At 36.5% G+C, this 15,341-nt stretch carries 16 protein-coding genes; 11 read left to right on the top strand and 5 right to left on the bottom strand.

The window, feature by feature from the left end:
* Window positions 1-263: 263 nt before the first annotated feature.
* The 3 genes from malX to JOC86_RS22110 all read left to right on the top strand — a co-directional run bounded on the left by malX (window position 264) and on the right by JOC86_RS22110 (window position 3,874).
* Entirely contained in the window at window positions 264-1,829 is a 1,566-nt protein-coding gene (malX, locus tag JOC86_RS22120) for a maltose/glucose-specific PTS transporter subunit IIBC (RefSeq protein ID WP_205175257.1), read from the top strand.
* Between the two features lie 16 nt (window positions 1,830-1,845).
* Window positions 1,846-3,039 (top strand): MalY/PatB family protein, encoded by a 1,194-nt coding sequence (locus tag JOC86_RS22115; RefSeq protein WP_205175256.1) that lies wholly within the window; start codon window positions 1,846-1,848, stop codon window positions 3,037-3,039.
* Window positions 3,040-3,100: 61 nt separating this feature from the next.
* The gene (locus JOC86_RS22110) at window positions 3,101-3,874 is read left to right on the top strand and encodes a MurR/RpiR family transcriptional regulator (RefSeq protein WP_205175254.1); all 774 of its coding nucleotides are present in this window, start codon (window positions 3,101-3,103) and stop codon (window positions 3,872-3,874) included.
* 510 nt (window positions 3,875-4,384) lie between these two features.
* On the opposite strand, the gene JOC86_RS22105 is transcribed toward JOC86_RS22110, so the two are convergent.
* Complete coding sequence (locus JOC86_RS22105) at window positions 4,385-4,759, bottom strand: DnaJ family domain-containing protein (RefSeq protein ID WP_205175252.1); 375 nt, start codon at window positions 4,757-4,759, stop codon at window positions 4,385-4,387.
* 158 nt (window positions 4,760-4,917) lie between these two features.
* Here JOC86_RS22105 and JOC86_RS22100 point away from each other — a divergent pair, with 158 nt between their 5' ends.
* Window positions 4,918-5,073: a hypothetical protein gene (locus JOC86_RS22100; RefSeq protein ID WP_205175250.1), complete on the top strand. Its 156-nt coding sequence runs from the start codon at window positions 4,918-4,920 to the stop codon at window positions 5,071-5,073.
* Window positions 5,074-5,192: 119 nt separating this feature from the next.
* On the opposite strand, the gene hmpA is transcribed toward JOC86_RS22100, so the two are convergent.
* Window positions 5,193-6,407, bottom strand: a complete 1,215-nt coding sequence (gene hmpA / locus JOC86_RS22095) for an NO-inducible flavohemoprotein (protein ID WP_205175248.1) — start codon at window positions 6,405-6,407, stop codon at window positions 5,193-5,195.
* Between the two features lie 237 nt (window positions 6,408-6,644).
* On the opposite strand from hmpA, the gene JOC86_RS22090 reads away from it, so the two are divergent.
* Window positions 6,645-7,091: an Rrf2 family transcriptional regulator gene (locus JOC86_RS22090; protein WP_205175246.1), complete on the top strand. Its 447-nt coding sequence runs from the start codon at window positions 6,645-6,647 to the stop codon at window positions 7,089-7,091.
* A gap of 633 nt (window positions 7,092-7,724) precedes the next feature.
* On the opposite strand, the gene JOC86_RS24845 is transcribed toward JOC86_RS22090, so the two are convergent.
* From JOC86_RS24845 to JOC86_RS22080, 3 genes are all read right to left on the bottom strand, one after another.
* A complete protein-coding gene (locus JOC86_RS24845) occupies window positions 7,725-8,027 on the bottom strand; it encodes a hypothetical protein (protein WP_239587773.1) in 303 nt (100 codons plus the stop codon).
* Window positions 8,028-8,240: 213 nt separating this feature from the next.
* Window positions 8,241-8,693 (bottom strand): nuclease-related domain-containing protein, encoded by a 453-nt coding sequence (locus tag JOC86_RS24840; RefSeq protein WP_239587772.1) that lies wholly within the window; start codon window positions 8,691-8,693, stop codon window positions 8,241-8,243.
* A 192-nt stretch (window positions 8,694-8,885) separates the two neighbouring features.
* Window positions 8,886-9,104: a hypothetical protein gene (locus JOC86_RS22080; RefSeq protein ID WP_205175238.1), complete on the bottom strand. Its 219-nt coding sequence runs from the start codon at window positions 9,102-9,104 to the stop codon at window positions 8,886-8,888.
* A 199-nt stretch (window positions 9,105-9,303) separates the two neighbouring features.
* Between JOC86_RS22080 and JOC86_RS22075 the strand changes: the two genes are divergently transcribed.
* The 6 genes from JOC86_RS22075 to mreBH all read left to right on the top strand — a co-directional run bounded on the left by JOC86_RS22075 (window position 9,304) and on the right by mreBH (window position 14,958).
* Window positions 9,304-10,542, top strand: coding sequence for an aminopeptidase (locus JOC86_RS22075; RefSeq protein WP_205175236.1), 1,239 nt, complete (start codon window positions 9,304-9,306; stop codon window positions 10,540-10,542).
* Between the two features lie 237 nt (window positions 10,543-10,779).
* Window positions 10,780-10,908, top strand: coding sequence for a DUF2639 domain-containing protein (locus JOC86_RS22070; RefSeq protein WP_205175234.1), 129 nt, complete (start codon window positions 10,780-10,782; stop codon window positions 10,906-10,908).
* A 157-nt stretch (window positions 10,909-11,065) separates the two neighbouring features.
* Complete coding sequence (locus JOC86_RS22065; protein ID WP_205175232.1) at window positions 11,066-11,569, top strand: acyl-CoA thioesterase; 504 nt, start codon at window positions 11,066-11,068, stop codon at window positions 11,567-11,569.
* A 180-nt stretch (window positions 11,570-11,749) separates the two neighbouring features.
* Window positions 11,750-12,574 (top strand): ABC transporter permease subunit, encoded by an 825-nt coding sequence (locus tag JOC86_RS22060; RefSeq protein ID WP_205175230.1) that lies wholly within the window; start codon window positions 11,750-11,752, stop codon window positions 12,572-12,574.
* A gap of 46 nt (window positions 12,575-12,620) precedes the next feature.
* The gene (locus JOC86_RS22055) at window positions 12,621-13,646 is read left to right on the top strand and encodes an ABC transporter permease (RefSeq protein ID WP_205175228.1); all 1,026 of its coding nucleotides are present in this window, start codon (window positions 12,621-12,623) and stop codon (window positions 13,644-13,646) included.
* 304 nt (window positions 13,647-13,950) lie between these two features.
* Window positions 13,951-14,958: a rod-share determining protein MreBH gene (gene mreBH, locus JOC86_RS22050; protein WP_205175226.1), complete on the top strand. Its 1,008-nt coding sequence runs from the start codon at window positions 13,951-13,953 to the stop codon at window positions 14,956-14,958.
* The last annotated feature ends 383 nt before the right edge of the window (window positions 14,959-15,341 follow it).

The following is a 15,341-nucleotide window of genomic DNA, read 5'->3' as shown; positions in this document are numbered from 1 at the left end:
CTTTTAAGGTGATGTTGAAAATTAATTTGGTATCGGGGTTAGTCTTTGGAGGGAAATATACGCCTTATAACTCTGAGTTACTTTATCGTTTAATAACTTACCCTGCTACCATGAAATGCAATCAATGAAGTTAAAAAATGATTTGTATTCTATTTACAAAAACTGTACGCCCATACAATAAACATGAAAGCGATTGCGTGTTGATGAAAATAAAAGTAACTTTACTTATATATCTAGTGTGAAAAACAAAGGGGAAATGGAAAATGGAGACGAAAGAGAAATCAATAAAGTCAGGTATGTGGGAATTTTTTCAAGGGTTAGGTAAAACGTTTATGCTCCCTGTTGCATTACTGGCATTTATGGGGTTAATGCTTGGAATAGGCAGTGCGTTTACAAGTCCTTCAACCATTGAAAATATCCCTTTTTTAGGAAACGAAATACTTCAAGTAATATTTAGTTTTATGAGTACGATTGGTGGATTTGCCTTCACCTATTTACCAGTTTTGTTCGCAATGGCTATTCCTATGGGTCTGGTCAGGTATGAAAAAGGAGTGGCTGCATTTTCTGGTTTTGTTGGATATGTGATTATGCATTTATCGATTAATTTTTATTTAACTCAAACAAGCCAAATTGTTGAGGAAGATCAAATGAGAACGGCTGGTCAAGGGATGGTTATGGGGATTCAAACACTTGAAATGGGTGTTCTTGGTGGAATCATAGCTGGGGTGATCGTTTATTTCCTTCATAAACGTTACTATGACATTAAACTACCTGATGCGTTTGCATTTTTTGGGGGAGCACGATTTATCCCTATACTAACAGCATTTACACTTTCAATTGTCGGTTTGATCATACCTATGGTTTGGCCAATATTTGCAATGGCCATCTCAGGTATAGGATTAATGATTCAGAAGTCTGGAGTGTTTGGACCATTTTTATTTGGGGCAGGCGAGCGATTATTGCTTCCTTTTGGACTTCATCATATTCTTGTAGCCATGATTCGTTTTACTGATGCAGGAGGCACTGAATTAATCAACGGGAACACAATTTCTGGAGCCTTAAATATCTTTTATGCCCAACTTCAATCAGGCTTTGTCGTGAGTCCTTCTGCAACGGCTTTCTTATCCCAAGGTAAAATGCCAACATTTATGTTTGGATTACCGGCCGTAGCGTTGGCCATCTATCATACGGCACGACAAGAAAACAGAAAAAGAATAAAAGGATTACTTATTTCTGGTGTCATTGCAACCTTTGTCACTGGAATCACAGAGCCTATTGAATTTTTATTTTTATTTATTGCACCAGCACTATATTTAGTCCATGTCGTCCTTACAGGGTTAGGGTTTATGATCATGGCATTGCTTGGGGTAACGATTGGAAACACTGATGGCGGCATATTGGATTTTATTATTTTTGGTGTATTACAAGGGTTAGATACAAAATGGTACTTAGTTCTTGTAGTTGGAGCGATTTGGTTCCTTATCTACTATTTTGTATTCCGTTTTGCGATTTTAAAGTTTAATTTAAAAACACCTGGTCGTGAAGACAAAAATGTAAATAAAGAGCAGGAAGAAACTATAAGGAAAGGCTCGGACTACAATGCCCAAAAAGTTTTAAATGCTATAGGGGGAAAAGAGAACATCCAATCACTGGATAACTGTATTACCCGTCTTCGGCTTGTGGTTGATAATATGAAAAAAGTCAATGAGAAAGCATTGAAAGAAGAGTGCGGAGCCTTAGGTGTTGTAAAATTAGATGACCATAATGTCCAGGTAGTTATCGGACCCCAAGTTGGTGTCTTAAAATCACAAATAGAAAAAATAATGTAGATATTGAGGTTTTATAATGAAATACAACTTTGATCAACAAATTAACCGATTCGGAACATACTGTACACAGTGGGATTATATTGAGGATCGATTTGGAGAAAGAAACCTACTACCATTTTCTATCTCTGATACAGATTTTTCTTGTCCACCTGAGCTACTTTTAACCCTGAATAAACGCCTGCAACATGGAGTATTCGGTTATACAAGGTGGAATCATTCCCGTTACAAAACGTCCATTCGTCATTGGTTTAAAAATCGTTTTTTTAGTGGAATAAAGGATGATTGGATTGTTTACAGTCCATCCGTCATTTATTCAATATCTAAACTCATTGAGATCCTGACAGAAGAAGGGGATCAGATCGTTATTCAAACCCCAGCTTATGATGCATTTTTTAAATTGATCAATGACAATAAGCGAGTTTTATCTACGAATGAGTTAATAGAAGAAAATGGTGCCTATAGCATCAATTTTGAAGATTTAGAACTAAAGCTAGCTCATTCAAAAGCGAAAATTCTTCTTTTATGCAGCCCTCATAATCCTACGGGACGTGTATGGACGCGGGAAGAGCTAATCAGAATAGTCTTATTAGCAAATAAATATAATGTGAAAATTATTTCGGATGAAATCCATATGGATATTGTATTAGCACCTCATTCTCATGTACCGATTATAGACGTTGCAGACAATATAGCAGAGGTGTATGTTTGTACCTCTGCTAGTAAAACATTTAATATTCCAGGATTAATTGGATCATATATGCTTATTCCAAATGAAAAAGTACGTAATCAATTTTTGATAACATTAAAAAACCGGGATGGATTATCATCGGCAAGTACATTAGGAACATTGGCTACAATGGAAGCCTATGAGCAGTGTAGTGATTGGGTAGACGAGCTTGTAAGGTATATTCAGGGAAATTTCCTATTAATCCAAGACTATCTAGAAGAACATTTGCCAATGCTCTCCTTTCAAATTCCTCAAGCTACTTATTTAGCCTGGATTGATGTTTCAAATCTTCCATATACAAGTGAAGAAATACAAGATGCTCTCGTTCATCATGGAAAAGTGGCCATTATGCCTGGAGTGACTTATGGTCATTCGGGACAAGGATTTTTGCGTATGAATGTAGGCTGTTCAAGGAGCAAAGTATTGGAAGGATTGCGTAGATTAAAGAAGACCATTCAATACCTTGAAAGCACACCCAAATAGATGCGGTGTGCTTTTTCATATATAATCAATAGAAATATGAAAAAAAGATGGGGTCAAACTTATGCAGACATTTTTTAAACGTCTTTTACAACATCGTGATGATTTAAGTACATTGGAAAAACAAGTTCTAGACTTTTTTGTGCAAAATCCTGAACGTGTTTTACAAGTAAAGCTTGATGAGCTTTCAAAAGACTTGTTTGTATCGACGGCGACCATTAGCCGTACATGTCAGCAAATTGGGTTCCAAGGGTTCCAAGACTTTAAATATGCCTTAGGAAAAAATAAAGAACAGGAAGAAGAAAATAGTATTACGAAACCATCATCCTTTTTTCCAGCCCATAAAAAACGGTTTATTAAAGATTTGGAGCTAACATTAAGCTATATCGATGAAAACAAGATAGAGAAAGTGGCAAACGAAATTCACCAAAGTACACATGTTGAATTGTTTGGTATGGGCAATTCCCTTCCCCCATGTGTGGATGCTGCGAAAAAACTTATGTTAGCCGGGAAAATATGTAATGCGCGCGAAGATTGGGATGAACTAAAAAGTGTGGCAAGCATTATGGGGTCTAATGACTTGGCCATTCTTGTTTCTAACAGTGGAGAAACGAAAAACATGTTACAATTCGCTGATATTTTAAAGGACCGAAATGTTAAGACGGTTGCTATAACAGGGCGACACCATAACCAACTTCAAGAGAAGGTGCACCTCTCTCTTCATACCCATATTACAACCGCCTATTTTGGTGAACTAGATATGTGCTCTCGTTTTCCATTAAGCCTTGTGTTGGATTTTATCATTTTAGCCTATTTGAAGAAAGTGAAGGATTATTGACAATTGTGGTTTTTACCTATTATTACTTAAAAATTAACATAATTACATCCATTATTTTTATTATCTTGTACTAAATATTTCGCAAGGGAGAGATCTTTAAAAAGGCATTATCGATTATAATACTTAGGATTAAGGTAAGTTCGGACAATTTTATATGACTCGGAAATGGCTCTAAGTAACTTTACGCATCTTTTTTCAAAGGTAGCCTTCTTCTCTGACGCTTTTCCTAACTTCAAGTAAAATAGCTGAACCTTTTTATCTAATATCTAGTTCAAAAAATTCTTCCCACACTTCTCTTTTAATAATTAATGACATTGGATGTATGTTGAGCTTTAATCCAAAAAAATTACTACATAGTAAAAAAGGTTTTGTCCATCAAGGTAGATATTTAAGAACAATTTTTGAGGAAATCTACCACCCATTAATAGAACTATAAGTTAAGTAGAAAAGATGGACCTATTAAATACAAAACCCCTAGAAAGATTAAAACACCTCCTAGGGGTTCTCACTCTACAATAATTTTTTCTCAATCTTCGTTTCATAATTTTTAAAGATTGCACTATTTGTCTTGATTCTTTTTTTCGAAAGTAGTGAATTATATTTCAGCATGTTTTCATTTAATTTTTTACTAAGCTCTTCTTTTTCAAGTTCGTCTTTACAATTCTTTAGTAAATCCTCTATTCGTGTAATTTCTTGTTTCATTTTATTATCTTCTGATAAAAACCCTGCATTTTTCATTATACGGTGAGCCATTCGTAATTCTTCTGGGATGCTTGAATCATCATCGAGCTTTAGGGGCTTGCCATAACCGGGTAAATCTTTAAAATCACCGTTTTCATTTGCTTTTTTAATGCGTTGCTCAGCAAGTATTGTAAATAAATCCATTGAATCCCCTCCCTTATTTTCAGTATATCCCAATGTGGAATAAAGTTCCGGGCGAAATATTTCAATTTTATGAAAAATGAGGAGTGCCTGTTTTCATAACTCATAATAAATGGAAAAAAGGTAAACCTATCAATAGAAACGATAAAGGAGTGAAGAAAATGGCTAGAGGGAAATCATTTGAACACAAAAAGAAAGGACACCCTGGAGCATTCGCACAAAAGGGTGAAGACTATCAGCATTCAGAAAAGAAAATTGCAGACGAAGAATATATAGTTGTTCAAGAGGCCTTTAAGAATAGAGTCGAAGAAGAATAACCTTGATCGTGCCAGTCCCGCGCTGCAGTAAAGCATTGCTGTAGTGAGGGAACTGGCACGTGATTAATTCAACAGGGCATTCGAAACGATATTAAGAACTTACTAATCACTATTCAAACTTAAACTTCCACCGCTTCCGCTACTTCTAATTTCATCGCAGGTCCGAAGAATTCGTAATGAATTTGTTCTTCTTTAATACCTATTTTCATTAGAGATTTTATTACATTTGTCATAAATGGAGCAGGTCCACAAATATAAAATTGACTGTCTTTATCTACAATTGGTGCCAAGTTTTCTGCTGCCATATATCCTTTATGATAGCAAGGAGCTGTAGTTTCTTTATCTAGATAGAGATAGGATTCACCATTTTCTAGCTTTTCGATACATTTCTCAACTTGCTCATGAAATGCTAATACTTCTTCGTTTTTTGATCCGTGAATAAAAGTCACTTTCCGACTTGGGTTCGCTTCTGCAATCCCTTCAAGCATGGCGAACAATGGAGTAATACCGACACCACCACTAATTAATGTGACATTAGAAGGTTCTGCAATATCCAATGTAAAGTCACCTGCAGGGGCGCTAATTTCGATAACATCGCCTAGCTCAACATGATCATGTAAATAAGTTGAAACCTTACCTTCTGGCTGGTTATCATCCTCTTTTTTAACCGAAATCCGGAAGTAGTCTTTTCCTGGAGCTGTTGATAGACTGTATTGACGATTGTGCAAATTCTCTTCTCCTGGGATAGAAAGTCTTATGGAGATATATTGACCTGGTAAATAGGTTGGAACCCCACCCCCATCTGTTGGTTGGAAATAGAATGAAGTGATTTTTGAGCTTTCTTTCACTTTTTTAATGACCTTGAATTCTTTAAAGCCTCTCCAGCCATTTTCCTCAGCCTCTGCTTCTGCATACATCCCTTCTTCGATTTCGATAAATACTTTTGCAATAACGCCGTACGCTTCTCCCCAAGCATTGATGATTTCATCTGTTGCAGCGTCACCAAGTACTTCTTTAATGGCTAATAGCAAATGCTCCCCAACAATTGGATAATGTTCAGGCTTAATCCCTAAGCTGCGGTGCTTATGTGCAATTTGTTTAACGGCTGGAAGAAGCAATTCTAGTTGATCGATATGCTTTGCCGCAGCATAAACGGTGTTGGCAAGTGCTGTCTGCTGACGACCTTTCTTTTGATTGGCATGGTTAAAAATATTTAATAATTCAGGATGTCTTTCAAACATTTTTTCATAAAAATAACGAGTAATTTCAGTTCCTTTGACCTCTAATACAGGTGCTGTTGATTTAACAATTTCAATGGTCTTTGGTGAAAGCATAGTAGCATCTCCTTATCATTGTTAAAGATATATTTTAAATACATCTTTAAGATAACTCTACAATTGGTTTAAAGCAATATATTAAATACATCTTTTGAAAATTAGACACATTTTAGACAGTACTCCAATTGATTAGTATAATGGCAATATCAAAATGAATGAGACTGTCCTAAACAAGGCGCTATGAACCACAACTTCAATAGAAATTAGGACAGTACCAAATAAAAGGTGGAAACGATGAAATTAACCCTTTATACCGATTACTCCCTAAGAGTGTTAATCTATTTGGCGACCTTTAATGAAGGGAAGCTTTCTAATATAAAAGATATCGCTGATTCCTATAAAATCTCAAAAAACCATCTAATGAAAGTCACCTATGAACTTGGAAAAATGGGTTATATCGAAACCATTCGTGGCAGAAATGGTGGGATTCGGCTTGCAAAATCAATGGATGAAATCAATATCGGTCAATTAGTAAGAAAAACAGAAGAAAACATTCACCTCGTTGAATGTTTTGACGCTAAGAATAATAATTGCGTCATCACCCCTGCTTGTGGCTTAAAAAAAATACTAGCTGAAGCGCTTCATGCCTATATGAGCGTTTTAGATAAGTATACATTAGAGGATTTGGTTAAGGATCCGCTGCAATTAAGAATGTTGTTTCAGATGGGGGAGAGTGAATAAAAGACGCCTGCCTATTTGGATAAGTAGTTCCATTTTTGATAAAAAAAACTCCAAATAACAGTTCAACCAACGCTTTTATTCACACAGTAATTAGCATAAGAAAACGCTCAGAGAATAAACTCTGGGCGTTTTACTTTTACTATGGAATGATTCAATTAAAGTCCCACTACTTGAATATATATGATTTATTTATTTTCTAGGTCTCTTATTCTTTTTTCCAATTGTGCTATTTTAGATATTAAAATTAGTGCTATACCTAGAGCACCTACTCCAATAGAAAATGCAAAAATAATACCTACATCCATTTCCCTTCCCCCTTTTTTTCGAATTCCAACCGATTCTTAAAAATCATTTTCTCTTTAAGTATCTAATAGAACCAGCATATTCATTATATCTAAACTTATTTTAACATAATTTACCTTTTTAGAAATCTTATCTTTTTTATACCTCAATTAATAACCCAACTCATTACTGAATTCTATGTGATCTTGTTAAAATCGCTATTTGTGGTTTTCATTTATGTTTAACTAAAGAAATAGAAAGCTATTTTACATTTGTTTTACTTTGCATTTTCAAATGTTTCTCCGACATTTTCAAAACTACTTGCTTTGGTTGGCATTCTTGTTTATTCTCTTATTCTTCAAAAGACAATGTATACACTCTGAATCTGTTACTCCCTTTAAATGAAAAATTCATTGATTGAAGCAGCCTAGTGGCAAGAGCGTCAGAAGAAATTTGCAAAAACTCTCTTGCTTCACGATTAGTAATTGTGGGACCAATGAGTAGTGCATAATCTTTAAAAGCACTTACATGAGTGTTTTTACTTTTATATGAGCAGTTATGACAGCACCAATGACCATATTTCCTTTCCATTGGAAGGTAATTACATTGAGGACAAATGACTCCATTCCAAATCATTTCCCTTGAAATTTTCAAATTGTTTAAGGATAGGTTGATCATTTTCCGTGTGATGCTTTTTTAATTGTCGTTTTATTTTGTGTAACTCTTTATCTGAAATAAGTTCTCGTCCATAGATTTTTTCTATTTGAGATATTTTTGTGGGTAGAACATCACGGTGAATGACCTTTTGGGGGACAATTCTGTTTGCGTTAGAAGTTCTAATTAGAGTTTTGGGGTTACTTATCATAACTAGTGAGTGAATGGGGAGATTAGGAAGTTTTTCTTTTTCAACCAAGACTTCAATTGGGTTTCATGGCGCTGAACTTGAATTAGAGGGTCCGCGAAGGCTTCTTCAATCCCATCCTTTACACGAATCATTTGATTAAATTCCTGGTCAAAATAGATTGTCCCTGCTATATTTTTCACTTCAATTATAAGAATGTGGCTTTTTGATACTAATAATGTATCGATTTGAAAGTAATATTGATTATACTCTAGCCTTAGATCGTGGAAAATGAGGTATTTATTATCTGTGAGAAAGCTAAGCGGAAAATCAATTGAATTCTCACCCTTTAATCCAGCTAAGCTTATAACCAAAGCTTCATTTATTTTAGAGATTTTAGGATGATTATGGGGCAACCTGCTTTTCAATGCTTTTAATTTCATAATTGAGAGGGGGATATCACGAGGTTTTACAATCATTTCATCACTCCAATCAGTATTTTAATTACTAACTCTCTAATTTGGAGATAAATTCCTTTTAGGTTTGCGAGATAATTTTCTATTTTCAACTTCCAAGGTTTAATTTTCAACTTCCGTCATTTAATTTTCAACTTTGGGGCGTCTATCGATTTTTCGACAAAACAATTTAAATTTCGACGCCCCTCCCTCCCCTTATATAAAATAATAACTCCTACAACATTTCCCGTTACCGATTGACGCCATAACATCCGTGGCATCGATTAATCTGGAAAAGCCATTTTGTTTAGCAAAAGATCGTGCTTTCAGTTCAGCACTCTCACCAAGTAAGTCTTCTGACCTATTTGATGCGAGCATCACCATGCAATTTTGATTATTACGAACGAAGGATACTACTCCAAGCTTGTTGTCCATCGTTACCACCTCCTGTTATCAAACTATACTTTAAGGGCTATATAAAAAATTGGCTGCGAGAACATATATTCTTCTAAAAAAAGCTATTGATGAAGTATATTCAATATCCAGGCATAATAGGAATGAAAACATTTGCAAAAGAGATCTACACTGTTAAAATGAAAATGAAATGAACATTCTGAAAAAAAGGAGAATACATATGTTAACAAATTTCAAACAAAATTTAGAGAAGTATGCTGATTTAGCTGTTAGAGTCGGAGTAAATGTTCAAAAGGGACAAACACTTGTTGTAAATGGTTCTTTAGATGCAGCTGAATTTGTACGTTTGGTAGTTAAAAAAGCATACGAAGCTGGAGCTAAACATGTGAATGTGAACTGGAATGATGATACCGTTAATCGTCTTAAGTATGAACTTGCTCCAGATGAAGCATTTCATGAGTTCCCTCATTGGAAAGCTAAAGAAATGGAAGAGCTTGCTGAGAATGGAGCGGCGTTTATGTCCATCGTTTCTTCCAGTCCTGACCTTTTAAAAGGTGTGGATCCAGAGCGTATTTCAAATTTCCAAAAAGCAGCTGGACAAGCTTTGACGAAGTATCGCCAATATGTTCAGTCTGATAAGATGAGCTGGACGGTTATTGCGGCTCCTTCTGAGAAATGGGCAGCAAAAGTGTTCCCAGATGCTTCTTCCTCAGAAGAGCAAGTTGAAAAGTTATGGGAGGCAATTTTTAAAGCCGTTCGAGTCGATCAAGAAGATCCAGTGGAAGCTTGGAATAAGCATAATGAAAACCTTCACGAAAAAGTAGAGTATCTTAACGAAAAGAATTATCAAAAATTGCATTATACTGCACCTGGAACTGATTTAACCATCGAGCTACCAAAAGGATATACGTGGGTTGGCGCCGGAAGCGTGAATTCAAATGGCGAAAACTTCATGGCGAATATGCCAACGGAAGAAGTATTCACGGTTCCTAAGAAGACTGGTGTTAATGGACATGTTGCGAGCACAAAACCATTAAGCTATGGTGGAAATATTATCGACAACTTTACGGTTACATTCGAGAATGGACGTATTGTTGATGTAAAAGCTGAAGAGGGCGAAGATATTTTAAAACGTTTAGTAGAGACGGATGAAGGTTCTCATTACTTAGGTGAGATTGCTCTTGTTCCACATCAATCCCCTATTTCACAATCAAATGTTCTCTTCTACAATACCTTATTTGATGAGAATGCTTCCAACCATCTAGCAATTGGAAATGCTTATGCTTTCTGTATCGAAGGCGGGAAAAATATGTCTCAAGAAGAGCTTGAGAAAAATGGATTAAACAACAGCATTACCCATGTTGATTTCATGATCGGCTCAGCTGAAATGGATATTGACGGGATTAAAGAAGATGGTTCTTCTGAGCCTATTTTCCGTCAAGGCAATTGGGCATTTTAATAAAAAAGCTTGAGGGTTGATCCGTAAGGGTTAACCCTTATTTTTTTGCTCATCTATACCAGTTGGAAAACACAAATCCAGCTATTCAAAAGTTTTCCCAAGAAATTCTCCACCTTCCCTTTCGTCACTTCCTTATAGATGTTAAAATGACTCACCGTAGGGGTTGTTTCGATTCGTTTCAAATCCCGAATTAGCCGGTTTATTCCAACAAAATTATCGAGAGAAAGGGTGTTCTATATGCATGTAGGAAGCAAAGGCTGGTACGTGGAAGAGTTGAAAAAGAATGGTGTTCGCCGTTATGAGGAACGCAAAGTAGAATCTTATAAAAAACATGTTCTAGCAAATCTTTTAGAAAAAGTGAAATAATGAGTTTGCTAGTTTTTCAAAAAGGAGCGACTGATTCGGTCGCTCCTTTATTTTTTATTCGCAACTGTACATAATTTTTTTGAATTTTCCCATAGGTTTCCCTTTATAACTTTTTGTGTAAACTATAAGGTAGCGATTATGGAAAGGCGGTTTTTCTATGGTTAAAGAAAAATTTATGAAGGATACAAGAACAATCAAAACAGCGCATGTCCTCCCACCTGATACGAACCATCATGGGACCCTTTTCGGTGGAAAATTAATGGCTTATATCGATGATGTAGCATCGATTGCAGCAACTAAGCATGCGCGAAATATAGTGGTTACAGCATCAACGGATTCGGTGGATTTTCTCCAGCCTATTAGAGAAGGCGATGCCGTTACACTTGAAGCGATGGTCACTTACACAGGAAGAAGCTCGATAGAAGTCTGTGTGAAGGTGACTTCTGAGAAATTATTAACAGGTGAAGTGGTCGTAGCCGCAATCTCTTTCCTTACCTTTGTAGCTGTTGATGAAAACGGAAGGCCAACATCCGTTCCACAGATCATCCCGCAAACAGAAGGGGAAAAGTGGCTCAATGAAACAGCCCAAAATCGTGCGGGCCATAGGAAAGCAAGGAAGCAACATAGTCAGGAACTGGCTGATTTTTTTGCAGAGAACTAACTTAAGACAAGGCTGATCTCTTTAGATCAGCCTTGTTTTTATTTGTTATCACACTAACTATCCCTTTCTACCCAAGATAGCTTCCTTTTAATTTCATAACTTTCATTAATAATAAGCCCCCTCATTGGGATAATATGTTAAAATTGTATAAAATAGATAGATTTTATAGGGGGATTTATGTTGAGGGGTCTTCAGATGATTGTAAATTTCTTCATTTCCTTAATAGGCATTATCCTAGTAGGCGGATTTCCCGTGTTATTAGCAGGATTAAATGAGAATGAACTATACATAGGGGAGTATTGGAATACGGTTCAGGATATTGTTTATGCCATTTTTCATCCAAGTGAGCTTACTTACGTCATCATTGGAGGCCATAAAGAACGAGATTTATTTCCCTATCTTTGGGATCCGATTGTCTATTCTTTAACTGTATTACTTTCCTCCCTTTTATTTGCTATCACCCTAGCTATCCTGTTCACCATTGTTTCTATGCTTTTCTCAGAGAAAATTCGAAATCGAATTAAGTTCTTCTTTTATGTCTTTGAATCTCTACCAGATATACTGATTATTTTGTCTGTACAGCTTGCTCTTGTTTTTTACTATAAGAAATCTGGCATTTTAATATTTGAGATTGCTTCTACCTACGAAGAAAAAGCATATATACTCCCGATCCTCATTTTAGCGATTCTTCCAACTGTGCAGTTATACAGAGTTTCCATCCTTTTATTTGAGAGTGAATCTCGTAAGGATTATGTGTTGTTAGCAAAATCGATTGGCTTAGGAAAGCTATTCATTCTAACGGTTCATGTCCTGCGAAATGCGATAATTAGGGTCTTTTTTCAATCTAAAAAAACGGTTTGGTTTATGCTTTCAAACTTATTTGTCATTGAATTACTATTTAATATCCCTGGAATTACACGATTCCTGTTGTCTACTTTCAGCCTAAACTATTCACGCTCGCCATTCTCTCAATCTTTATTCCTCTCTTTCTATTTTACACTCTAGGGGAATTCGTTTTATCAAAAAAAGCTAATCGAGGGGAGGAGCTCTAATGAAGCAGACCGTATGGAAAAACCCCATCTTTCTGACTGGATTCTCTTTTATTATCCTGCTTTTAGTCCTAAGCTTTGGCTATTCGATGGTATGGGGAAATGATGTAAGAAAATTATATTTTATTTCAGAAAATGCTGTTCCTATCGAATCTGCTCCTATTTCACCTAAATGGGCATATCCACTTGGAACAGACCCTCTCGGCTTAGACATGCTCGGTAAAATCATCATTGGCGCAAAATATACAATACTGACTGCATTCGTTATCGCTTTTCTTAGAGTGTTTCTAGCTCTTCCAATAGGCTTTCTGCTAGGAACCTATTTAATTAAACAGAAAAAGTATATAAACGGAATCATTGATTCTTTTCACTATATTCCATTGTCCATTTTAGCTTATTTTCTTCTTCATCCCGTATTGTGGGAGCCAATACAAGGCTTCTCAACGACAATCGTAGAAAGATTTATCATTGAAATTTTGGTGCTCTCCCTATTAATTGTGCCGATCGTTTCTTCCTTATTGGGAAATGAAATTGCTCTTATATATAAACAAGATTATATTACAAGTGCCAAAACAATTGGGGCCAGTCGATTTAGAATCATCAACAAACATATTTTTCCTGCCATTCGTGAGAAGCTAATGCTTTTGTTCGGTCAACAAGTGATGCATACTCTCATTATCTTTATTCATCTTGGGTTATTAAAGCTTTTTCTAGGAGGCACCGATATAACCTACAATAAATTTCCGGATCCCCCTAAACCCATCACTTATGAATGGTCGGGCTTAATCGGTGACACTTTTCGTTACCTTCAAGAAGCTCCATGGGTCCCATTGACCCCGATTCTATTCTTCGCTGCCACAATGCTTTCAGTAGCACTTATGATGGAAGGGTATGTACAAGCAACCTCTGGTCAGTCTTATTACCTAAAAAAATTCAAACAGAAATATTCACCTGTTAAAGCTAAGGAAAAAATTCATACAAGATGCAAGTCAGATTTCGGAAGACGTCACAATAGGACTTTATTCTAAATGCATATATCCCAAAAACTTTCCAATTGGAGACTTTTTGTTTACATTTAAGCTTATTGAATTTTTACAGAAAGTTTAAATTTCCTTAACAGACATATTAGAAAACAAGCATGATATCAGAAGATTTCCCATCTAAAATATGATTAAATCAACGATGAGGCCACATTCCTATTTGTTACAAACTTTATCGATGTTTGTAATATAATGTCGATGGGAAAATTCTCCTCTCCCACTACCCCCTAAAATCTCCTATACTTTATAGAAGATTGTATTTGTGAACTAATTTACATTTGGAGGAATACAAATGTTTTCAAACTCTGAAATCGGAATTGACTTAGGAACAGCAAATGTCCTTGTTTACAGTAAAAATAAAGGAATTATCTTAAACGAACCTTCTGTAGTAGCCATTGATACTGAAACAAAATCGGTGTTGGCCGTTGGAACTGAAGCTAAAAGCATGATCGGGAAAACTCCAGGGAAAATTGTCGCAGTTAGACCATTAAAAGATGGAGTTATTGCTGACTTTGATGTAACAACTGAAATGTTAAAACAAATTATGAAAAAAGCAGGAAAACAACTAGGTTTCTCCATCCGTAAACCAAACGTAGTGGTATGTACACCATCAGGAGCCACATCCGTAGAAAGACGTGCGATTACGGATGCAGTTAAAGGGAGCGGCGCCAAATCCGTTACATTAATTGAAGAGCCCGTTGCAGCTGCAATTGGAGCAGACCTTCCTGTTGATGAACCCGTAGCAAACGTAATTGTTGATATTGGTGGTGGAACAACGGAAGTAGCAATCATCTCTTACGGCGGTGTTGTCTCTTGTAACACGATTAGAATCGGTGGAGATCAAATGGATGATGACATCATTCAGCATGTCCGTAAAAAGTACAACCTCTTAATCGGAGAACGTACAGCAGAGCAAATCAAGATTGAAATCGGCTATGCCCTTATCGATCATGAAGAGCTGTCAATGGATATTAGAGGCCGTGACCTTGTAACAGGTTTACCAAAAACGATCACCCTAGAATCTAAGGAAATCCAAGCGGCTCTTAAAGAGTCATTACTTCATATTTTAGAAACCATCAGAGCCACTTTAGAAAACTGTCCGCCAGAACTAAGCGGCGATATCGTTGACCGCGGAGTCATTATTACAGGCGGTGGAGCACTTCTAAATGGAATTCAAGATTGGCTAAGCGAAGAAATCGTCGTCCCTGTCCACCTTGCACCAAACCCATTAGAGTCTGTTGCAATTGGAACAGGACGTTCTTTATCAGTTATCCACAAGCTTCAAAAAATTGCGAAATAAATAGAAAAGCGCAGGTGCCTTGAACAGGCCCGACAAGCATAAGACGAGCCCCATAGAAAGGGTGCCTTTTCCCTTTCTATGGGGCTTGGCTTATGTCTCGAGGGCCTAGGCGCCGGAGCTGGACATTGAAAAGCGGAGGAGTCTAGAACTCTAGGATAAAGGCAAAGACCTCCACTTCCTGGAAACCCTTCTTATCTACATGGTGTGTCCTCCGCCAAGCAGAGCCCCCAAGGAAATTTCCTTGGGGGCTTCTTTATGAGCACTTACTAAACCAAAGCAGGAGTGCTTAAACGTAGAAACTCCTCTTTATAAGAAACCCATGAATCTCTCGCCCTTCAAAACCCCTCAATCGATCACGGGGTTCAGCACCTTCTCTTTAAAAG

Origin of the sequence: Rossellomorea pakistanensis (genome assembly GCF_016908495.1) — a bacterium.
GTDB classification, from domain to species: Bacteria; Bacillota; Bacilli; order Bacillales; family Bacillaceae_B; genus Rossellomorea; species Rossellomorea pakistanensis.
Note: the sequence above shows the minus strand (reverse complement) of the source record. Positions and strands in the feature narration are given on the sequence as shown.